We start from the raw sequence: 20,045 nt of genomic DNA, 5'->3' as shown, positions 1-20,045 counted from the left end.
GTCAGTCGGAGGTTGCGGGGTCGGTCTCGAGCGACGGACTGCGCAGGCGCGTCCAGACGCCGTGGGCCGGATCGAACAGGAAGACGAGCAGCATGCCGAACAGCAACGCGGCCACACTCAGTCGGAGCGGCGTCATCAGGGGGATGCGTTTGACCGTCAGTGAGGCCGTGTCGCCCTGGATCGCCGCGATGACGTACGTGTCCGAGACCAGTCCGCGGTCGACGATGACCTCCCGCGTCTGCATCCCGCCCTGTCGCGGATACCGTTTCTGTGCGGCCCGTCCCACGGTGACCTGCTGGCCGTCTTCGTACACCGCGAGGTCGACCGTCTGTCCCGCCACGCGGGTCAGCCCCAGCGACGCCGGCGGGTCGGACACCGGGCCGACGTTCCCCGGGGACGTCAGGACCACGACGGCAGCCTGTGGCACGTAGTCCCAGAGGACGGCACCCCGTGCGACGACCTCGTCGCCGCGAGCGAACTGGGTTGTAGTGGTGCCGTTGGCTGCCGTGACGCCGAGCCAGACGCCCGAGTCGTCGAGCTGGTAGACCGTCGCGCTGGGGCCACGCCTGATGTCGGTGACCGTACCGTGGACCGTCTGGGTCGTCCCGTTGGTCGCCGTCCCTCGCCGGTTGATGTCCCGGGTCGACAGCGCGACCCGGTCGACGTCCGGATTTTCGGGCACCGAGTACGACCCGAACGACAGCGCCTGCACCGAGTACGGCGAATCGGGGACGTCGACCCGCTCGCCGGTCTCACTGTTGCCTTCGACGATGACCGACGCCTGCCCGGTGAACAGGTAGGTGAAGGCCAGGGAGAACACCAGAAGGGCGACGCCGATGTGGACGAACACGATTCCCGTCTGCTTCAGTTTGGTCTGGCGGGGCGCGCCCGGGATGCGCGTGAGGCCGCGTTTGAGCACCGCCAGCACGACGTAGGCGACCGGCGGGAACACCGAGAGCGCGCTCACCTGCCCGACGACGGCGTACAGGCCCGTCGCCTGCTGGTCGGCGCCGCCGAGTTGCCACGTCGTCGTCGGGGCGTACAGCGCCGCGACCACCGTCGCCGCCCCGAACACGCCCAGTCCGACGAGCGCCCGGCGCTTCCCCTCGACGTCGAAGTCCATGTAGAAGCCGAGCAGGAGCAGCGTGACGAGCACGAACGGGTAGCTCCAGCGATTGTAGTAGCGGGCGGTGACCTCCACCTCGATCCCCGTCGCGAGGTCGCGCAGGACGGGGAACGTCAACCCCCACAGGGAGACGAACGCGAGCAGGCCCAGCGCGAGGACGGCCCCGTGGAGCAGCGTCGAGCGCGTCACCCACTCCCCGCCGCTGCCCTCGTGGTCGTCCTCGCGCACCAGCCAGTACCCAAGCGGGAGCCCGACACCCAGGAGCGCGACGAGCCCCACGAGGACGACGATTCCCAGGCCGGCCCCGTTGTCGGCGAACGAGTGGACGCTGCGGAAGACGCCACTGCGAACGACCGTCGTGGTGTAGAGCACGAGCGCGAACGTCGAGGCAGTCATCGCGGGCGCCAGCAGGGCGTAGCGGTCCCTGGGCCGGTAGTTGACGACGGCGTGTAGCGTCGCCGTCAGGAACAGCCACGGCACGAGGATGGCCGTCTCGACGGGGTCCCACGCCCAGATACCGCCCCACCCGAGTACCGTGTACGACCAGAGTGCCCCGAGCGCCAGCGCCGTCGTCAGCAACAGCCACGCGGCCCGCAGCCAGCGGGTCACGGCGCCGCGCCAGGCGGCGAACAGTCCGTCGTCGCGACGGGCCAGACCGACGAAGTGCGCCGCCCCGATGGCGAACGGCATCGTCAGCAGCGCGTAGGCGGCGAACATGAGCGGCGGATGGATGGCCATGTACGGATCGATCAACAGCGGGTTGAGACCGCTCCCGGTGGTCGGGACGCCGCCCGAGACGGCAGTCGAAACGTGCCGGAACGGGCTATCGAGGACGAGTACCGTCCCGAAGTACGCGACGACGCCCATCGTGAGCGCGCCGACGAGTCGGCCCTCGGCGTCCCCGGGACCGCGCTGCCAGATGGCCCACGCGGCCACGACGGCGGCGAGCGTCGCCCAGAGGAGCAGCGAGCCGGCGTTGCTGGCGTAGACGCCCGTGACACGGTACAGGAGCGGGAGATAGTCCGCGGAGTTCTGCCAGACGTACGCGTTGCTGTAGTCGGTGACGACGAACTGGTAGGTGAGGTAGACGAGCGAGACGACGAGCAGGCCGGCAGCACCCGCGACGACTCGTGGGACGAGCGCGTCGAACCGGTCGTCCCGGCGGGCGTAGCCGACGCCGAGCAGCGTCGTCGCGACCGCCGCCAGCAGGGTCCCGGCCCCCAGCAGGAGCGTGCCGAGTGTCGTCATCGGTCCATCCTCCGCTCGGCGCGGTCGAGGTGCGAGAGGAAGCGATCACGCTCGACGTAGCCGTTTATCTTCACGAGCCGGGTGCCGTTCGGGTGGGTCGCCACGAGCTGTGGCGGGTAGTTCGCGTCGTAGCGGTTGACGAGTTCGGACGTTCGCGACCCGTCGTTGTCGAGATTGACGGCGACGAGGACGAACTCGTCGAGTCGGTCTCGCACCGTCGGGTCGGAGTAGACGTTCTCGTCGTAGTCCTCGCAGTAGGTACACCACGTCGTCCAGAAGTAGACGAGCATGGGCCTGTTCTGCTCGTCGGCGATGGTCGCGGCCCGCTCGTAGTCGGTGTGCCACTTCGTATCGCCGTGATAGGAGTACGCGTCGTCACGGAGTACCGGTGCCGTACTCATCGACGTATATCCGACCCCGAGCGCGACGACCAGAACGACGGCGGTCAAGGACTTCCGCGCGTTCATCGAACCTGCCCGCTACTCCACGCCCCGCGATAAATATTGTTTGGATAGCACAAACAACATCTACCTCAGCATTCATACTGCTGACCGGGTCGACAGACCATTTTCGTCGAGTGTGGGCTGTCTTGGCGTTTATATAAACACAGTGTGGATAATAGTTATCACGGCCGGCGGTGTAATTTGCGTGCCAGTATTGTAGATATCTCACCATGCTGTCGACGATACAACACGACCCTGCCGATTCGTTCGCGGTGGTGAGCGGTTCGTGAACCTCCCACTCGATCGGCGGGCGCTGGCGACACTGCTCACACTCGTGGTACTTACGCTGGCTGGCTGTGGATTCAATCCCCCGATTGCGAACGATACGTCGCCGGCCGGTGGCGGCGACGGGGGTGCCGCCCCGGGCGGGGAGGGCGGGCCGGGTGCGCTCCCAACCCAGTGGAACGACACGCACGTCTACGACGAGGGGTTGCGGTCGGGCGAGAACAAGACGAACTTCCGCTACCGGAACGCGACGGCCGGTGACGCGGTCGAGTTCGTCCCCAAGGAGATGAACGAGTCCACGCTCCCGGCGAACCCCTACCGGCGCGACCTCGTCCGTTACGGGCGGGAGATCATGGCCAATACGTCAGAGGTGATGCCCGACCACGTCGGGAACAACCTCTCCTGTGCGAACTGTCACGGCGGCGGTGACCTGCCGACGACTCAGGGGATGGTCGGCCAGGACATCGACTTGATCCCGTTGGTCGGGACCGCTGCGGGCTACCCAGAGTGGACCAACCGGACCAGCCGGATGCGCGACATGCGACAGCGCATCACGGGGTGTTTCCTGCGGAGCATGGACGCACCCAGCTCACCCGAGGGCGTCCCCAACTACACGAGCCGCGAGGTGCAGGCGATGGAGGCCTACATAGAGTGGCTCGGACAGGGCCAGCCCATCGGTAGCGCTCCCTACTGGCGCCGCCTGGCCAAGCCGACCGGCGACGAGCAGGTTCCGATCCCCGAGATCAACCCGGTCCGGGGCGCCGAGCTGTACCTCGAGAGTTGCGCGTCCTGCCACGGCGCTGATGGCCAGGGCATCGAGGGCCAGTATCCGCCGCTGTGGGGGAACGGCTCGTACGGCGACGGTGCCGGGATGGGCCGCGTCTACACCGCGGCGGCGTTCATCCGCGAGGCGATGCCGTACGGCACCCCCCACACGGTGTCGGACTGGCGTGACGTCCAGGACATCGCTGGCTACATGAACGCCCACGACCGGCCGAACCTCCAGCGCCAGTCACAGGACTGGCCCGAGACGGGCCCGCCCGACGAGGCCGTCTACTACGAACGCACCCAGGAGCGGTTCGGCTACGACCGCAACCCGATGGCGCACAAGCTCGAGCTGGCGGGCATCCCGACCGACGACACGCCCCTCGAGGAGGACATGATTCCAGACGACGTGAGCCGGTACGACCAGCCGCTACGTAACGAATCCGCGAACACCCAGAACAGCATCTCGAACGCGATGAGCGACGGGGACTGAGCGCAGTCTCCCCCAACCATTCCGTCTATGGTCGACCTCCCGAGCGTGACGGCGGTGTTCCTGGCTGGGCTACTGACGATTCTGACGCCCTGCTGTCTGCCGATGCTCCCGCCACTGCTGGCCGGCGGCGTGGGCCATCGCCTCCGGCCGCTCGGCATCGTCACCGGGAGCGTCGTCTCCTTCACGGCGGCCGGGGTCGCGACCGGGGCAGTCGCCGGCCTCGGTCCGGACACGTTCCGACTGCCGTTCACCGTGCTGGTCGTCGGGTTCGGGGTGGTCCTGCTCGACGACGGTATCAACGCCGCCTACGAACGCCGTGCCTCTCGACTCGCCGGGTGGGCGACCGACCTGTCGTCTGGACTCGAACGGGACGCCCATCCTGTCGCCAGCGGCGTCGCACTGGGGCTGTTGCTCGGCGTCATCTGGCTGCCGTGCGTCGGCCCGGTCCTCGGCGCCGTGCTCGCCGCCGTCGGGCAGACCGGCGACCTGGTCAGGTCCGGCACGCTGCTGTTCGTCTACGGCTGGGGATTCGGCGTCCCCTTGCTGGCAGTCGCCTACGGGGGCAACCGGACCGTTCAGTGGTTCGAGTCACGACTGCTCGCGGGCGACCGGCCAGCTGTCCTGCGGCGCGTGACTGGCGCAGTCCTCGTCGGGACCGGCGTGTCGCTTCTGTTCGAACTCGACAAACTCGCGATGACATTCGCTAACGGAACAGTATGACTACTGGACGACCGCGGTGGAACCCGCCGTCGGCGGCGTTTCACTACGACAGGAGGAGAGACCGATGAGTACACTGACCTCGACGCTCTCGCGGCTGATCCGCGTCGCGGACTGGCTCATGTGGAGCCGCGTGGTCCGGTGGGGTACGCTCGTCACCGGCCTGCTCTCGATGGGGCTGGTCTTCGGGTACGCCTCGGACACGATGTACGGAATCGAACACGGCGCGAACCTCATCGCCTACTGGCACGTCCCGATGGCCTGGGTGGCCGCGCTCGCGCTGTCGGTGACGTTCCTCGGGAGTGGGCTGTACCTCCGGTACGGCGGTCGGTTCTGGAACCGGCTCGCCCACAGCGCCGGCGAGATCGGGTTCCTGTTCGCGACGCTCACGCTGCTCACTGGAAGTATCTGGGGCCGCGTCGTCTGGAACTCCTGGTGGGAGTGGACCGATGTCCGCCTCGTCACGTTCCTGATCGTCTGGTTCATCTACGCCGGCTACCTCCTCGTCTACGGCGCGACCGATCGCACCAGCGACGAGCGGTACGCGGCCGTCTACGGCGTGCTGGGGTTCATCACCGTTCCGATCTCGTATCTGTCCACGCGGCTGTGGACGCCCACGTTCCACGAGACGACGCTGGCGAACCCCGAGGTGAGCGCCAACATCGACCCCCTGACGCTGGGGGTCTCTTTCGTCGCCGCGACGCTGCTGTACGGCTACCTGATGGCACTGCGAATGGAACTACACGAACTGACCGACCGCGTCCGCACCCAGCCACACGGAGGTGACCATTGATGGAACCGCTCTTGCTCGTCGGATACACGAGCCTGTTCGTCCTGCTGTTCGGCTACATGCTGCGCCTGCAGCGGCGACTGGCCCGCCTCGAACGACGGCTCACCGACCGCCAGCAGTAACCGCGACCGTACCGGCCCCCGAGCGAGCCACGTTGTGGCCCGTTCCCCGTCTGCTGACCCCCTCGTTTCATTCCGCCGGCGCTCCACGGCCCCGACATGAGCGACGAGCACGGGGGCGCGGACGGTGGGTCAGAGAGCGACGAAGTCGAGGCGACCGGGGCCCGGTCGGAAGCGGGAAGCGCCGGGAGTCGCGGCGTCGCAGGGCTATTCGTCGGACTCTTCTGGAACCGGCGGGAGCGCCGGCTCCGGTTCCCGTGGCGACTGGCCGTCGCAGTGGGGGTCGTCGGCCTCCTGGTCCTCGCGCTGGGCTCGGTGGCGGTGATCGCGCTCGGCGACGCCTGGATCGACGGCGCCGGCGGGCAGCTCCTGTCGACCGTCGCGGTCGTCGTCGCCCTCCCCGCTACGAGCTACATCGTCGGCCGGCGCCCGATCCGGGCACTCGGCCTCGACCTCGACCGCCAGTGGTGGCGCGACGCGGGATTCGGCCTGGCGCTCGGCGCCCTGCTCCCGACGCTGTTGTTCGGCGTCGGCGTCGCTGCCGGCTGGGTAACCGTCACCGGAACCTTCGTGACAACGTCCGACGCCTACCTCGCGTTCGGCGACGCGTCCGTGCCAGTCGCACTGCTCTCGGTTCTGGTCTTCTTCCTCGGCGTCGCCGTCTCCGAGGAACTGTTCGTCCGGGGCTACCTCCTGACGAACCTGGCGGAGGCGCTGGCCGGATTCGAGCGAGTTGCGGGCCGGCACGCCATCACCGTCGCGACGCTCGCGACCGCCGGGCTGTTCGGCGTCCTGCACGCCGGCAACCCCAACGCGACCCTGCTCTCGATCACGAACATCACGCTGTTCGGCGTCCTGCTCGGGTTCTGTTACGTCTGGACCAGTCGGCTGGGAATCGCCGTCGGCGTCCACCTGACCTGGAACGCGGTCGTCGGCGCAGTGTACGGGTTCCCCGTCAGCGGGCTCACCGTCGGTGTCACCGTGCTGGAGACGGAGACGACCGGCCCCCCGCTCCTGACCGGCGGCGCGTTCGGCCCCGAGGGCGGGCTGCTCGTGTTGCTCGCGCTCGTCGCTGGCTTCGGCCTGACGGCCTGGTGGGTCCGGCGGGAGTACGGCGATCTCGCGCTCAGGGAGTCCGTCGCGGTGGCGACCCTTCGGGAGTAGACTGCAATCGTACGCGCTAAGTGGACCGCGTCCCAACGAAGGGACATGAACCAGCGCGAACTCGGTAACTCGGGCGTCGAGGTCAGCGAAGTCGGCTTCGGTGCCTGGGTCGTCGGCACGGACTGGTGGGGCGACCGCTCCCGCGAGCAGGCCGTCGACATGCTCGAACACGCCATCGACTGCGGCGTCACGTTCTTCGACACCGGCGACGTGTACGGCCACGGCGATTCGGAGGAACTCGTCGGCGACGCCCTCGCCGAGTACCGCGACGAGGTGACCGTCTCCACGAAGGTCGGCTACGACTTCTACAACAACCCGCAGGCCGGCCACGGCGAACTCCCCAAGCGGATGGACGGCGAGTGGATCCACACGGCGCTGGACCGCTCGCTCGACAGGCTCGACATGGACTACGTCGACGTCCTCATGCTGCACAACGCAAACGTCGACGAGGTCACGCCCGACGTGCTGGAGGCACTCGACGAACTCCGCGAGGAGGGCAAGGTCGAGGCCGTCGGCTGGGCGCTGGGCCCCTCCATCGGCTGGCTCGCGGAGGCCACCGAAGCGGTGGAACAGGAGTTCGACGCGCTCCAGCTCGTCTTCAACGTCTTCGAGCAGACGCCGGGTCGACACGCCATAGAGGAGGTCCGCCGACTCGACGCCGACACCTCCATTCTCCCGCGGGTCCCCCACTCGTCGGGCCTCCTGAACGAACAGGTCACGCCCGACACGGAACTCGGCGAGGACGACCACCGCGCCTACCGCCCCGACGAGTGGTACGAGACGGGGTGGGAGAAGGTGGACAACCTGCGGTTCTTAGAGCGGGACGGCGAGCGCACGATGGGACAGGCCGCGATCCAGTGGTTGCTCTCCTTCGACGAGGTGGCCTCGGTCACCCCGACCTTCCGCACCACCGACGACATCGACGAGTGGGCCGGCGCGGCCGACACGCCCCCGCTCTCCGACGAGGAGTTCGAGCGCGTCGAGGAGCTCTACGAGGACAACTTCGGCATCGACCGCGACGACGGGATGGACGCCCTGCGCTCCTCGGTCGGCGGTGCGGATCTGGAAGACGTGGACAAGCAAGCGGCGGGCGATTGACGGGAGGACGAGCGCAGCGAGTCCTCCGAACGCGCGAGCGGGCGGAGCCCGCGAGCGACGGTCAGCTTGGATCCATCGAGTAAACCTCGTCGGGGCGGATACGGAGGACGATCCGCTCGCTCTCGATGGGCTGTTGATACTCGTCTTCGCCCGTGTAGCGCATCGCGAGGTCGTCGATGTGCTCCCGTGCGCCCTCCGTCGTCACGTCTTCGACCTCGCCGGTGACCGAGAGGAACCGGTAGGGGTTGTCGGGGTCGGTCATGCTGGCCGAGACGGTCGGATCTTTCTCGACGTTTTTCGCCTTGCGGCGGTGGCGTTCGGTGTTCACGAGGAGGCGGTCGGCGTCGGCGTCGTAGTCGACCCAGACCGGCGTGGTGTGCGGGCGGCCGTCGGGCAGCATAGTCGTGACGTGGGCGAACGTGGCCTTCTCGAACAGGTCGAGGTACGCCTCGGGGATCTCGGGCATGGTCTTCAGGACGGCCTCTCGGCAGTTATAAACTGGGGCGAAAAATCAGAGGAAATCCCGCACGTCGCTGTACCACATGTCGTGGTGGTCCACCTCGTCGATGGCCTCGGCGATGCGGACGGCCAGCGCGTGCCAGCAGAGTTCGGTCGGGTCGTCGGGGTCTAAGTTGTACTCCGAGTCGGCGCAGGTGCAGTTTCCCTCCTCGACGATGTACTCGTCCTCGTAGCCGACGACGACGGTGAAATCGCGGTACTCCTTGACGCGGTGTTCGCCGACGGCCTCGATGGCGCGCTGGCCGCGTTCGCCGTGGACGGAGACGATACGGTCGACGCTCTCCGGGGTGAGTTCGCCGGCGGTGGCCAGTGCGGCCACCCAGTCGTCGACCGCTGTCACGACCGCGAAATAGTGGCGGACCGTCAAAACAGGTTCGATGCGGGAGACGCGAGGCGAGGAGCGGCTCCCAACGCGCGAGCGGGCGGAGCCCGTGAGCGGCGAAGCGCTGCGTCGGAGTGGATCCGATCCGGCGCGGAGCGCATCCCTTTTCGTGCTGGCCCGGCGACCCCCGGTATGCGAATCGAGGAGGGCGGCGTCGACGTCGAGGTTCCCGGGGAAGCCACCGACGGGAAGGAGGGCGAGGTGTTCTACAACCCGGAGATGGAGCTCAACCGTGACCTCACGGTGGCGACGCTGCGGGCCTACCGGGAGCGCGAGGATTCGGAGCCGACCACCTATCTCGACGCGACGGCCGCCAGCGGCATCCGGGGCGTGCGGGCCGCGGCCGACGGCTGGACGGCCACGACCTGCGACGTGGACCCCGAGGCCGTCGACCTCGCGGCGGCGAACTTCGAGCGCAACGGGCTGGCGGGGGAGACGATCCACGAGGACGCGAACGTCCTGATGCACCAGCGGCGCTTCGACGTGGTGGACGTGGACCCGTTCGGGACGCCGATCCCCTTCGCCGACGCCGCCGCCCGGAGTGCGCAGGGGCTGCTCTGTGTCACCGCGACCGACACCGCGCCGCTGTGTGGCGCACACTTCGAGAGCGGCGTCCGAAAGTACGGCGCGGTCCCGCGCAACACCGAGTACCACGCCGAGATGGGACTCCGGGTACTGCTCTCGGCGCTGGTCCGCACCGCCGCGAAGTTCGACGTGGCCGCCCGCCCCGTCTTCAGCCACGTCACCGACCACTACGCCCGGACGTACCTCGACGTCGAGCAGGGCGCTCGGGCCGCGAACGCCCTGCTTGAGGAACTCGGTCACGTCGATCACTGCCAGCACTGTCTCTACCGCGAGCACGAACGTGGACTGCTGGCCGACCCGCGCGAGGACTGCCCGAACTGCGGTCACCACCTCCAGACCGCCGGTCCGATCTGGCTCGGCGACGCCCACGACCCCGAGTTCGTCGCCGCCGTCCGCGAGGCGGTCACCGACGAGTTCGGGACCGCCGACCGGGCACGCGACCTCCTCTCGACCATCGAGGGGGAGCTATCGACGCCGACCCACTACGACCAGCATCGGCTCTACAAACGGTGGAACGAGTCGGCGGTGGGGATGGACGACTTTCTCGCGGCACTGCGGGACGCGGGGTACGAGGCATCCAGAACTCACTACGGGGGAACGACGTTCAAGACGACGGCGGACGTGGCCGAGGTCGAGGCGGCGCTGGCCTAGGAGGAGCGTTCTTCCTGGATCTCGCGGCCGATCTGGAGCGCGCCGGCGACGACGTAGTGGACGGCCCGGTAGACGGGGCGGAGGATGAGATTGAACACGCCCACGATTCCGACGATGCCGCCCAGCGCCTGGAGTTCGCCGGGCGTGGCGCCGATGAGGAAGCCAGCGATCGCCACGACGGCGGCGAGGACGGGCCCGAGCCAGAGTCCAGAGAGGTAGGCCCCGTACTCGTCGCTGCGCTGCCAGGCGACGTAGAGTCCGGCGGCCAGAACCGCGAAGCCGACGGGCAGAATAGGTGACGCTCCGATCCCGGCGTAGCCCACCGGGATGAGAAGTACGGCCGCCAGCAGGAACACGACCGAGATGCGGAGGATCCCCCGTTCGTATTTCTCGTCCATACCAGTTGTGCAGGCCCGGGCCTAAATGGGTTTTCGGTCACACGAGCGGACCTGTCGTGAAACGGTAGCTATTCCGATGCGATATTGGGACAGGCGGTCGAAGTGAGTGTCGTGTCACGGAACGCAGACGCGACGGGTGTGGCGCGAGCCGTCGTCGCCGCCGCCCGATCAGAGCAGATCACGTTTCTGGCCGCCAGCCTCGCCTACTACACGTTCGTCTCGCTGATGCCGCTCCTCTTGCTGGCGATCGTGATCGCCACGGCGCTCGGTGGGGACGCCCTGGCCGCGAGCGTGGTCGGTCAGCTAGGCACGATCCTCTCGCCGTCGGGCGAACAGATCCTGCTGGAGTCGCTGACGGGCGCGAGCGGGCGCGCCGGTGCGACCGTCGCCGGGGTGGTGGTACTGGTGTGGGGGGCACTGAAGCTGTTTCGCGGCCTCAACGTGGCCTTCGGGCAGGTGTACGGCACCGCCGAGTCGAGTACGCTCGTCGATCAGGTCGTCGACGCCACCGTCGCACTGGTGGCGGTCGGCGTCGGTGTCGGCGTGGCGGCGGGCGTCAACGTCGCCGTCGGCTACCTCCCGAATCGGCTCGTGGCCGCGCTCGGGATCCCGATTCTGGCGCTGGCTCTGACGATCACGTTCCTCCCGCTGTACGTGATCCTCCCGGACGTGCCGGTCGGGATCCGGGAGGCGGTTCCCGGGGCCGTCCTCGCGGGGGGTGGCTGGGCACTCCTGAGCTCCGGCTTCCGGATCTACGCCCAGAACGCGGGCGGATTTCAGCTGTACGGCGTCATCGGTGGCGTCCTCTTGCTGGTGACGTGGTTCTACGTCGGCGGGCTCGTCTTGCTTTCGGGTGCCGTGTTGAACGCCGTGCTGGCCGACCGGGACGATGGCAACCGGCAACTACAACAGGAACCGCAACGAGGTATCGGTCAACGAGCGAGTATGTCCGACGAACACGGGGACGCGCCGGACGACGGCGACGACGGTGCCGACGTGAACGCGACAGCGACAGGTCCGGACGAGGAATCCGACGTGGAGGCCGAACTGGCCGAACTCCGCTCGAAACTCGACGAGTTCGAGGAGGACATCGACGACCGGACCGTCCACCGCGAGGAGATCGAACACGACCTCGAACGGTACGTCCGCCGCCGCGTGCGCCGCGGTCACGCGACCGGGTGGGGCCCGTACCTGGTCTTGCTGTACGGCACCGCCATGACCATCGGCGCGTTCTACTTCCTCGACGGCGGCTGGGCCATCCTCGCGATGCTCGTGATCTGGCTGTCGACGCTCGGCCTGTACACGCTGATGGTGCTTGTCGGCCTCGGCATCACGGTGGCCGGCCTGCCCGGCCGCCTGCGCGCCGCCGTCGAATCGTTCCGAAGCTGAGATGTCGCTCCGCGACGCCGGTGCCGTCGAGGCCTTTGGCGCGCTGCCCGACCCGCTCGTCGCCGCCTTCGCACTGGTGACACTGCTGGGCGACGTGGCCACCTACTTCCTGCTGTTCTCCGTCCTCTACTGGCTGGGCGACCGGACCCCCGTCATCGGCGACCGGCTGGACCGACCCCTGATCGTCCAGGTCGTCGCCCTCGGATTCACGGCGCTGGCGCTCGTCACAGTTCTGAAACACGTCTTCGCGCTCCCGCGTCCGCCCGGGGCCGGCACGCCGGTCGCGGTCGCGGGCGTCCCCGACGCGCTCCGACCGCTGGTACGAGGGGCGACCGTCGATGACGGCTACGGGTTCCCGAGCGGGCACGCCATCGGTAGCACCGCCGTCTACGGCGGCCTCGGCTGGCTGGTCGCAGACGAGAGCGATCGGCGACCGCTGTACGCCGGCGCGACGATCGCAGTCCTCGTCTCGCTGTCCAGAGTCGTCGTCGGCGTCCACTACCTCGGTGACGTCCTCGTCGGGGTCGCGCTGGGCGTGGCGCTGCTTCTCGTCGTCACTCGATACTTCCCGACGCCGGCCCGGTCGTTCCCGGCGGCGGGCGTGCTGGCCGCGATCGGACTGGTCGCCGTCGGTCCGACCGAGTACCTGCTGTTCGGACTGGGTGCCTCGCTCGGCGCGACCGCCGCGTGGTGGACCCTCGGCGATCGGATTCCGGACAGGGCTCGCTCGGGTCGCGAGGCGCTGGTGACGGTCGTGCTAGGGATACTGGTCGTCGGTGGCCTCCTGGCGGTCGTCGCGGCGCTTGACCTCCCGGCGCTGGGGACCGTGGTCGCGGTTGCGGTCGTCATCGGGGCGCTGGTGGCGGTCCCGGTGGCTGGCGCGCGCGTCGATGCCGCTCTCGGATGAGTAAAGCGTCGCCCTACCGCCGACCGAAAACGAAAGTGAGCCGCAGTTAGAACGTCTCGAGGTAGCGGTCGAGTTCCCACTCGGAGACGTCGACGAGGTACTCCTTGTACTCCTGCTCTTTGGCCTCGACGAACTTCTCGCCGATGTGATCGCCAAGGGCGTTCATGACGGTCTCGTCTTCCTGGAGTTCGTCGACGGCTTCGCCGAGGTTCTCGGGGAGGGTCTCGATGCCGTACTCCTCGCGTTTCTCCGCGTCGAAGTCGTAGATGTTCTCCCGGACGGGGTCGGGGCACTCCAGCCCGCGCTCGATGCCGTCGAGACCGGCGTGGATGAGCGCCGCGAAGGCGAGGTAGGGGTTACACGACGGGTCGGGGAAGCGCGCCTCGATCCGACTGGCGGCCGGGATGCGGGCGGCCGGCTTGCGGATCAGCGCCGAGCGGTTGCGGTCCGACCAGGCGACGTAGACGGGTGCCTCGTAGCCGGGCACCAGGCGCTTGTAGGAGTTTACGGTCGGGTTCGTGATGGCCGCCAGCGCGGGCGCGTGTTCGAGGATGCCGGCGGTGAACTGCTTTGCCTCCTCGCTCAGGTCGAACTCGTCGTCGCCGTCGTGGAAGGCGTTCTCGCCGTCCTCGGTGAAAAGCGAGATGTGGGTGTGCATCCCCGAGCCGTTGATCTTCGGGATCGGCTTGGGCATGAAGGTGGCGTGGAGGTCGTGTTCGGCCGCGATGGCCCGCACGACCGTCCGGAAGGTCCCCACGTTGTCGGCCGTCGTCAGGGCGTCGTCGTACTCGAAGTTGATCTCGTGTTGCCCTTCGGCGACCTCGTGGTGGCTGGCCTCGATCTCGAAGCCCATCTCCTCGAGGCCGTAGATGATGTCACGGCGCACGTCGGAAGCGAGGTCCTTGGGTGCGAGGTCGAAGTAGCCGCCGGCGTCGTTGGTCTTGGTCGTCGCGCGGCCGTCCTCGTCCTCCTCGAACAGGAAGAACTCGGGTTCCGGTGCGGCGTTGACCGTGTAGCCCAGTTCCTCGGCGCGTTCGAGGGCCTGCTTCAGAACGTACCGGGGGTCGCCCTCGAAGGGCTCGCCGGTCGAGGTGTTGATGACGTCACAGATGAGTCGGGCGCTGGCGTGTTCCTCGGAGTTACGCCACGGCAGAACGGAGAAGGTGTCCGGGTCCGGCACGAGCCGCATGTCCGACTCCTGGATCCGGACGAACCCCTCGATCGAAGAGCCGTCGAAGTAGATCCCCTCGCTGAAGGCCTTCTCGGCCTGCTCGGCCGGTACGCTCACGTTCTTCACGGTCCCCAGAATGTCCGTGAACTGGAGCCGGAGGAAGTCGACGTTTTTCTCCTCGATCTCGTCTACCACTGCCTGTGCGTCCTCTGTCAACCCGCCGTCAGCCTTGATGTTCGGGTTTGTCATCTTTCTCGTCATCGGATCGGTAGACCCGAGATACAAAAACCCTGCTGCTTTGCGCAAGTCTTCCGTCAGATCGAGGGGAATTGCATATTCGTAAAATTCTAAAGGGAGGGGCGTCTGTTCAGACATAATGACGTACGAAAATCTGGACCGAAAGTTGGTGAATTCCCTACTGGGCGACGGCCGTGCGAGTTTGCGAAGCCTCGCCGAGGAACTGGACGTGTCCGTCACGACCATCTCGAATCACCTCAAAGACCTCGAAGAAGACGGGATCATCACCGGGTACACGCCCAAAGTCGACTACGACGCGCTGGGCTACGACGTGACCGCCGTCGTCCAGCTGAAAGTCGAGGGGTCGGCCCTGCCAGACGTGACCGACCGCCTGCAGGAACACAAACAGATGATCTCGGTCTACGAGGTCACCGGCGACTACGACATCATCGCCATCGGCAAGTTCACCGACACAGACGGCATGAACGACCAGATCAAGGAGATGCTGGTCGATCCCGAGATCAAGGAGTCCAACACCAGCGTCGTGCTCAACGCCGCCAGCGAACACGAGCAGTTCACGCTGGACGTGGAGTAACGCAGGCGATCAGTCGTCGTTTCTGCGAGCCGCGAGCATCGAGAGCGCCGCCAGTGCCAGTGCCGCTATGACAGGACCGAACCCGGGGCCGGAGCCGTCGGTCGTCGCAGCGGTCGTCCCGAACGGTTCGGTACCGGCGGGCCGGTGTGCGTTGCCCTCGGCGGTGCGGTTCGAGGACGAGGGTTCGGTCACGGTTCGGTCGCCCGTGGTTTGATCGGGTGTCGACGTGTCGGTCGCCGGCGGCGGCACGATGGTGTTGGGTGTCGAGGGCGGTGTTTCGGGCGGATCAGGCATCGGTCCCGACGGCGACTGCTCGCTCGACTGGTTCGTCACGGAGAGGGTCGCGGTATCCAGCTCGTATCTGCCGTACGTGAGCTGGAGCCGGTAGGTCCCGGGCGCGAGCGCGCCGTCCGAGAAGTTCGTCGTCGCGTTGCGAGTCACGGTCCCGACTGCGGATCGGAACAGCCCGCTCGCGTTCCCGGCCCCGGCCGTGTCGAGCCAGAGCGTCTCGTTGCGTTCGATAGGTGCGTCGTCAGCGAGCCCTATCGACGCGGACGCGTTCGATCCGACCCGGGTGAGTTCGAGCGTCAGTTCGTTGCAGTCCCGCGTGAGCGTGATCGGCAGGACGCTACCGGACGCGACGGTGTAGTTCTCTCGGTGGATCACGCCCGTGACCGAGGAGTGGTATGTCGTTGCGATCTCGGCCGTCGCCGTCTGACCAGTGTCGAGACGCTGGACCTCGATCGAGAGGTCCGCGCCCAGACACCGGATCGCGGGGATGGCTGACAGTTCGATCGTCCCGTTCTCGTAGGGGATCGTCCGGATGTCGTCACCGACCTGCTCGCCGCGGAGCATCGCCCCGAGCGTCGCCTGCGAGTAACCGGTCGGTGGGTTATTGAGGGCGGCGGTGACGGGGACACCGTCGGGAACGCCATCGACCCGGACGAACGCCCAGTTCCCCGGATCGTTCGTCGAGAACTCGTCCGAGAGTGCCTCGGCCGAAATCTGCCCCTCGTCCGCCGTCGGCCGCGCCCGTCCGTCTGACGAGATGGTCAGGTTCGCCGCGTTGCTCCGGTTCCCGTAGACCCGTGGATCGAGTCGGAGTCTGTACGTCCCGTTCAGTTCCGGCAGGTACCCGGTCCGCTTGCGGTCGGTCGCCTCGGCGTCGAGTTCCGTGGTGAATAGTTCGCTCGCGTTGGTCGGCGCGCTCGTGTCGATCCAGACCGTGTGGGTCCGGTCTTCGTCGTCGACGGTCACCGACGCACGGTAGTCGGAGTTCGGGTCGACGAGCTGGAGCGTCGCGCGGTCGTAGTTCGTCGTGATATCGACGGGGACGACGCTCTCGGGCGTGCCCGTGTACGTGTCTCGGGCGAAGTCCGCGGTAAACCCGCCCTCGTGGGTCACCGTAATCGAAGCCCTCGTCGTCGTACCGGTGTCGAGGCGCTGGACCGTGAACTCGTAGTCACCGGATCCCAGTATCGGCGGATTCGCCACCGGGATCGTGCCGTTTGCCGGTACGGTCGTCCGGACGCCGTTTGCGGTCGGGTCGCCGTCGATCATCGATCCCAGCGTCGGCGATCCGATCCCAGTCGCCGTGATCTCGATCGGGGTCCCCACCGGCAGGCCTGAAACGTACAACTCCGTCCCGTTCCCGCCCAGCGGGATCTCGTCGCTGGCCGCGCGCACCTCGAACGCGGTTCCGTTGTCGGTCTGCTGTGGGATCGCGGCCGCAGGCTGAACGGCCACCCCGACACCCAAGACTACCACCACCCCCGCGAGGACCAGTCGGCGGAACATATCGGTACCAGTCCTGTCAACGGAATAAGTCTCGTGTCTCGGATCACATCGGCATGCAGCTCCCGAACCGGCTGCTGTGAGGTGTGAAACCCTCACACAGCGCGTTCCCAACGCTTTTGACTGAACAGTCAGTAAGACGGCGTAGATGAGCGACGCGCGCGACGATATTATGGAGGCGACCTACCGTGCGCTCTGCACCCACGGATACGCCGATCTGACGATGCAGGACATCGCGGACGAGGCCGAGTTGAGCAAGGCGGCGTTGCACTACCACTACGACAGCAAACGGGAACTGCTGGAGTCGTTTCTGGAGTTCCTCTACGACAGGTTCACCGAGCGCGTGAGCGACCCGGCGGGCGAGACCGCACCAGAGCGCCTGCGGGCGCTGGTCGACGCGGTCCTCTACCCGCCGGTCGAGGACGACGACGAGCGAGTGGCGTTCAAGACCGCCCTGCTCGAACTGAAGGCGCAGGGCCCCTACGACGATGGGATCCGCGACCGCCTCCAGCAGTTCGGCGAGTTCCTCCGCGGGGAGGTCCGGGCTGTCATCGACGACGGGATCGAGGCGGGAACGATCGATTCCGGGATCGATCCCGACGACGCCGCCCGGTTTCTGGTGACGGCGCTGGACGGCGCGAGCACGAAACAGGTCGCGGTCGGGCAGGACCCCGACTGTGCCCGCCGGATGCTCACCGCCTACATCGAGGGGACGCTGACGGTCGACGGCCCAGACCGGGAACCACAGGAGGTCGGTCCCGAATGAGCATCCGCGAGCGCCTGAGCGGTCTGTTCGTGGGCCAGGAGGAACTGGAACTGACGAGCGGCCCCATCGCCAAGCCGCTGTTCTATCTCTCCCTGCCGATCGTCATCACCAATCTGTTGCAGGTCACCTACAACCTCGCGGACACGTTCTGGCTCGGCCAGTACAGTACCGTGGCGCTGGCGGCGATCACCTTCGGCTTTCCGCTCGTCTTCCTGCTGATCTCGCTGGGGATGGGGCTCTCGGTCGCGGGGAGCGTGCTGGTCGCCCAGTACACCGGGGCCGACGAGACCGCCGAGGCCGAGTACGCAGCCTCCCAGACGGTGACCTTCGCCCTGCTGTTCTCGGCGACGCTCGGGCTGGCCGGCTTCTTCGTCGTCGGGGACTTCCTGTCGCTGATCGGGGCCTCCGGACCGGTCTTGCCCCCGGCGACCGACTACATGGAGGTCGTCACCCTCGGGCTGCCCTTCATGTTCGGGTTCATCGTGTTCATCGCGCTGATGCGGGGCTCGGGCGACACGATCACACCCATGCTCGTCATGCTCGGGACCGTGGTCCTGAACGTCGCGCTGGACCCGTTCCTGATCTTCGGCTGGGGCCCCTTCCCCGAACTCGGCGTGCAGGGGGCGGCTATCGCGACCGTCTTCTCGCGCGGGCTGGCGATGGCCGTCGGCGTCGCGATCATGATCGGCGGGCGGCGCGGCATCCAGATCAACGTCCGCGATATGGTCCCCGACCTGGCCTACGCTCGCCGTCTCCTGCGGATCGGGGTGCCGGCCTCCGTCGAGGGGACCAGCCGTGCGGTGTCGGTCAACCTGTTGCTGGTGATCGTCGCGACGTTCTCCGTCACCGTGGAGGCGGCCTTCGGCGTGGGTGTCCGGGTATTCTCGACGATCTTCATGCCCGCTATCGCGGTCGACCGGGGCGTCGAGACCATGACTGGGCAGAACATCGGCGCGGGCAAGCCCGACCGCGCCGCGACCGCCAACCACTTCGCCGCGAAGGCCTCCTTCGTGATCCTCGCGGCGCTGGGCGTCGTGACCTTCGCGGTCGCACCGGCGGTGATGAGTATCTTCTCGGACGACCCGGCGGTGATCTCGGAGGGCGCGAACTTCCTCCGGATTGTCGCACCCACGTTCGGCTGTATCGGCGCTGTGCGGGCATACAGCGGTGGGTTCCGCGGAGCCGGAAAGGTGCTGACTGCCGCCGGTATCTCCATCCTCATGCTGGGGCTCATTCGCCTGCCGATCGCCTGGTTCGGGGCGCAGATATACGGCCCGAACGGCGTCTGGGCCTCCTTTGCCATCTCGAACGTCCTCGCCGCGACCATCGCGTACCTCTGGTTCAAGCGAGGCACCTGGCGCGAGGCCGACCTCACCGACGACGAGGGCGAGGGCGGTGAGGAGACGGAGATGGGCAGTCCCACGGCCGCGACCGACGACTAGAGGATCACTCCCGTCTGCAAGAACACGATCAGGCCGGTCAGCGTCACCAGACTCGCCAGCGTGGTGACGAGGATCGTCGTGCTCACGTAGTCCGCGGCCGAAATCCCCGCGGTGGTATCGCTGGATCCGAATTCGATCGTCAGCATCAGCGGCGTCACCGCCGCCGGCATCGCGCATTCGAGGACGAACACCCGGCCGACCGTCCCCGTCAGCCCGACGGCGAGGGCGACGCCGGCGGCGAGGACGGGCGCGACCAGTAGCTTGAGCGCGCTCGCCGGGGCCGTCCGTGCGACGGAACTCCCGCCGCTCGAGTTCGCCAGCTGGATGCCGAGCATGAGCAACATGACGGGGATCGCGGCGTCACCGGTGAGCCGGATCGTCTCCATCACGGCGGTGTCGGTCGGCGGCGCGAGGTCACCCACCCGGACGACGGCCGCGGCGGCAAGCGCGTAGACGAGCGGGAGCCGGAAGACCCGCGTGACTGCGCCCAGTGCCGACCCGGCGTCGCCGCGGGCGGCGACGTAGACTCCGACCGTGTACATCAGCACGGACTGGGCGACGATGTAGAGGACGGCCGTACTCCGCCCCAGGGCCCCGAAGGCAAAGGCCGACAGCGGGATACCGTAGTTGCCCGCGTTCGAGAACGTGCTCGTCAGGACGAGCGCTCCGAGGACGGGTTCGTCCTCGCCGAGCGCACGCCCGACCACCTCCGCGAGCGCCACCATCCCGACGGTGAACAGCGCCACGCCGGCGAACAGCCGTGCGACCGTTGGCCCCGAAATGGGGGTCGTCACCAGACTGTAGAAGACGAGTGCCGGCGCGAGGACGTACAGCGTGATATCGGAGAGCGGTTCGACGGCGACGTCCTTGGTCCAGCCGAGCGCGTACCCGATCGCGGCGACGGCCACGACCGGCAATACCGCCGATCCCAGTACCGATACCAGCGACACGCTCGGTGTGA

General features: G+C 67.6%; 20 protein-coding genes. 12 read left to right on the top strand and 8 right to left on the bottom strand.

Going from position 1 to position 20,045, the window contains the following annotated elements:
- Position 1 precedes the first annotated feature (1 nt).
- Both ccsA and BV210_RS07515 read right to left on the bottom strand, forming a co-directional pair.
- Positions 2-2,374, bottom strand: coding sequence for a cytochrome c biogenesis protein CcsA (gene ccsA, locus BV210_RS07520; protein ID WP_077206031.1), 2,373 nt, complete (start codon positions 2,372-2,374; stop codon positions 2-4).
- A complete protein-coding gene (locus tag BV210_RS07515; protein WP_077206030.1) occupies positions 2,371-2,841 on the bottom strand; it encodes a thioredoxin family protein in 471 nt (156 codons plus the stop codon). The genes ccsA and BV210_RS07515 overlap by 4 nt, the downstream gene beginning before the upstream one ends.
- Positions 2,842-3,103: 262 nt before the next feature.
- Here BV210_RS07515 and BV210_RS07510 point away from each other — a divergent pair, with 262 nt between their 5' ends.
- From BV210_RS07510 to BV210_RS07485, 6 genes are all read left to right on the top strand, one after another.
- Positions 3,104-4,360, top strand: a complete 1,257-nt coding sequence (locus BV210_RS07510) for a c-type cytochrome (RefSeq protein ID WP_077206029.1) — start codon at positions 3,104-3,106, stop codon at positions 4,358-4,360.
- A 27-nt stretch (positions 4,361-4,387) separates the two neighbouring features.
- A complete protein-coding gene (locus BV210_RS07505) occupies positions 4,388-5,080 on the top strand; it encodes a cytochrome c biogenesis CcdA family protein (RefSeq protein ID WP_077206028.1) in 693 nt (230 codons plus the stop codon).
- Positions 5,081-5,144: 64 nt separating this feature from the next.
- Positions 5,145-5,870, top strand: coding sequence for a cytochrome c biogenesis protein (locus BV210_RS07500; protein ID WP_253741617.1), 726 nt, complete (start codon positions 5,145-5,147; stop codon positions 5,868-5,870).
- Entirely contained in the window at positions 5,870-5,989 is a 120-nt protein-coding gene (locus tag BV210_RS07495; RefSeq protein ID WP_077206027.1) for a CcmD family protein, read from the top strand. The genes BV210_RS07500 and BV210_RS07495 overlap by 1 nt, the downstream gene beginning before the upstream one ends.
- 96 nt (positions 5,990-6,085) lie before the next feature.
- Positions 6,086-7,150, top strand: coding sequence for a CPBP family intramembrane glutamic endopeptidase (locus tag BV210_RS07490; protein ID WP_084802598.1), 1,065 nt, complete (start codon positions 6,086-6,088; stop codon positions 7,148-7,150).
- A 45-nt stretch (positions 7,151-7,195) separates the two neighbouring features.
- Positions 7,196-8,248, top strand: coding sequence for an aldo/keto reductase (locus BV210_RS07485; RefSeq protein ID WP_077206026.1), 1,053 nt, complete (start codon positions 7,196-7,198; stop codon positions 8,246-8,248).
- 61 nt (positions 8,249-8,309) lie between these two features.
- On the opposite strand, the gene BV210_RS07480 is transcribed toward BV210_RS07485, so the two are convergent.
- Both BV210_RS07480 and BV210_RS07475 read right to left on the bottom strand, forming a co-directional pair.
- The gene (locus tag BV210_RS07480; protein ID WP_077206025.1) at positions 8,310-8,714 is read right to left on the bottom strand and encodes a pyridoxamine 5'-phosphate oxidase family protein; all 405 of its coding nucleotides are present in this window, start codon (positions 8,712-8,714) and stop codon (positions 8,310-8,312) included.
- A 45-nt stretch (positions 8,715-8,759) separates the two neighbouring features.
- The gene (locus BV210_RS07475; RefSeq protein ID WP_077206024.1) at positions 8,760-9,107 is read right to left on the bottom strand and encodes a hypothetical protein; all 348 of its coding nucleotides are present in this window, start codon (positions 9,105-9,107) and stop codon (positions 8,760-8,762) included.
- 174 nt (positions 9,108-9,281) lie between these two features.
- Here BV210_RS07475 and BV210_RS07470 point away from each other — a divergent pair, with 174 nt between their 5' ends.
- Entirely contained in the window at positions 9,282-10,385 is a 1,104-nt protein-coding gene (locus tag BV210_RS07470; RefSeq protein WP_077206023.1) for a tRNA (guanine(26)-N(2))-dimethyltransferase, read from the top strand.
- On the opposite strand, the gene BV210_RS07465 is transcribed toward BV210_RS07470, so the two are convergent.
- Positions 10,382-10,783: a hypothetical protein gene (locus BV210_RS07465; RefSeq protein ID WP_077206022.1), complete on the bottom strand. Its 402-nt coding sequence runs from the start codon at positions 10,781-10,783 to the stop codon at positions 10,382-10,384. The two genes, BV210_RS07470 and BV210_RS07465, sit on opposite strands and share 4 nt — an antisense overlap.
- A gap of 111 nt (positions 10,784-10,894) precedes the next feature.
- Between BV210_RS07465 and BV210_RS07460 the strand changes: the two genes are divergently transcribed.
- Both BV210_RS07460 and BV210_RS07455 read left to right on the top strand, forming a co-directional pair.
- On the top strand, positions 10,895-12,172 hold the full coding sequence (locus BV210_RS07460) for a YihY/virulence factor BrkB family protein (protein ID WP_077208005.1): 1,278 nt from the start codon (positions 10,895-10,897) through the stop codon (positions 12,170-12,172).
- A 1-nt stretch (position 12,173) separates the two neighbouring features.
- Entirely contained in the window at positions 12,174-13,079 is a 906-nt protein-coding gene (locus BV210_RS07455) for a phosphatase PAP2 family protein (RefSeq protein WP_077206021.1), read from the top strand.
- Positions 13,080-13,125: 46 nt separating this feature from the next.
- Here the strand turns inward: BV210_RS07455 and glnA are convergent, their stop codons facing one another.
- Entirely contained in the window at positions 13,126-14,499 is a 1,374-nt protein-coding gene (glnA, locus tag BV210_RS07450; RefSeq protein ID WP_077208004.1) for a type I glutamate--ammonia ligase, read from the bottom strand.
- Positions 14,500-14,626: 127 nt separating this feature from the next.
- On the opposite strand from glnA, the gene lrp reads away from it, so the two are divergent.
- On the top strand, positions 14,627-15,082 hold the full coding sequence (gene lrp / locus BV210_RS07445) for an HTH-type transcriptional regulator Lrp (RefSeq protein ID WP_077206020.1): 456 nt from the start codon (positions 14,627-14,629) through the stop codon (positions 15,080-15,082).
- A gap of 9 nt (positions 15,083-15,091) precedes the next feature.
- On the opposite strand, the gene BV210_RS07440 is transcribed toward lrp, so the two are convergent.
- On the bottom strand, positions 15,092-16,879 hold the full coding sequence (locus BV210_RS07440; RefSeq protein WP_077206019.1) for a hypothetical protein: 1,788 nt from the start codon (positions 16,877-16,879) through the stop codon (positions 15,092-15,094).
- A gap of 145 nt (positions 16,880-17,024) precedes the next feature.
- On the opposite strand from BV210_RS07440, the gene BV210_RS07435 reads away from it, so the two are divergent.
- Together BV210_RS07435 and BV210_RS07430 are read left to right on the top strand one after the other, a co-directional pair.
- Positions 17,025-17,642 (top strand): TetR/AcrR family transcriptional regulator, encoded by a 618-nt coding sequence (locus BV210_RS07435; protein ID WP_077206018.1) that lies wholly within the window; start codon positions 17,025-17,027, stop codon positions 17,640-17,642.
- Positions 17,639-19,084 (top strand): MATE family efflux transporter, encoded by a 1,446-nt coding sequence (locus tag BV210_RS07430; protein ID WP_077206017.1) that lies wholly within the window; start codon positions 17,639-17,641, stop codon positions 19,082-19,084. The genes BV210_RS07435 and BV210_RS07430 overlap by 4 nt, the downstream gene beginning before the upstream one ends.
- Here BV210_RS07430 and BV210_RS07425 read toward each other — a convergent pair.
- A complete protein-coding gene (locus BV210_RS07425) occupies positions 19,081-20,034 on the bottom strand; it encodes an AEC family transporter (protein ID WP_077206016.1) in 954 nt (317 codons plus the stop codon). The two genes, BV210_RS07430 and BV210_RS07425, sit on opposite strands and share 4 nt — an antisense overlap.
- Between the last annotated feature and the right edge of the window lie 11 nt (positions 20,035-20,045).

This window comes from Halorientalis sp. IM1011, from assembly GCF_001989615.1.
Taxonomy (GTDB): domain Archaea; phylum Halobacteriota; class Halobacteria; order Halobacteriales; family Haloarculaceae; genus Halorientalis.
Note: the sequence above shows the minus strand (reverse complement) of the source record. Positions and strands in the feature narration are given on the sequence as shown.

Coding starts and splice junctions, on each gene's coding strand:
- ccsA (WP_077206031.1), bottom strand. CDS start 2,374: ATGACGACACTCGGCACGCTCCTGCTGGGGGCCGGGACCCTGCTGGCG.
- BV210_RS07515 (WP_077206030.1), bottom strand. CDS start 2,841: ATGAACGCGCGGAAGTCCTTGACCGCCGTCGTTCTGGTCGTCGCGCTC.
- BV210_RS07505 (WP_077206028.1), top strand. CDS start 4,388: ATGGTCGACCTCCCGAGCGTGACGGCGGTGTTCCTGGCTGGGCTACTG.
- BV210_RS07500 (WP_253741617.1), top strand. CDS start 5,145: ATGAGTACACTGACCTCGACGCTCTCGCGGCTGATCCGCGTCGCGGAC.
- BV210_RS07495 (WP_077206027.1), top strand. CDS start 5,870: ATGGAACCGCTCTTGCTCGTCGGATACACGAGCCTGTTCGTCCTGCTG.
- BV210_RS07490 (WP_084802598.1), top strand. CDS start 6,086: ATGAGCGACGAGCACGGGGGCGCGGACGGTGGGTCAGAGAGCGACGAA.
- BV210_RS07485 (WP_077206026.1), top strand. CDS start 7,196: ATGAACCAGCGCGAACTCGGTAACTCGGGCGTCGAGGTCAGCGAAGTC.
- BV210_RS07480 (WP_077206025.1), bottom strand. CDS start 8,714: ATGCCCGAGATCCCCGAGGCGTACCTCGACCTGTTCGAGAAGGCCACG.
- BV210_RS07470 (WP_077206023.1), top strand. CDS start 9,282: ATGCGAATCGAGGAGGGCGGCGTCGACGTCGAGGTTCCCGGGGAAGCC.
- BV210_RS07465 (WP_077206022.1), bottom strand. CDS start 10,783: ATGGACGAGAAATACGAACGGGGGATCCTCCGCATCTCGGTCGTGTTC.
- BV210_RS07455 (WP_077206021.1), top strand. CDS start 12,174: ATGTCGCTCCGCGACGCCGGTGCCGTCGAGGCCTTTGGCGCGCTGCCC.
- glnA (WP_077208004.1), bottom strand. CDS start 14,499: ATGACAAACCCGAACATCAAGGCTGACGGCGGGTTGACAGAGGACGCA.
- lrp (WP_077206020.1), top strand. CDS start 14,627: ATGACGTACGAAAATCTGGACCGAAAGTTGGTGAATTCCCTACTGGGC.
- BV210_RS07440 (WP_077206019.1), bottom strand. CDS start 16,879: ATGTTCCGCCGACTGGTCCTCGCGGGGGTGGTGGTAGTCTTGGGTGTC.
- BV210_RS07435 (WP_077206018.1), top strand. CDS start 17,025: ATGAGCGACGCGCGCGACGATATTATGGAGGCGACCTACCGTGCGCTC.
- BV210_RS07430 (WP_077206017.1), top strand. CDS start 17,639: ATGAGCATCCGCGAGCGCCTGAGCGGTCTGTTCGTGGGCCAGGAGGAA.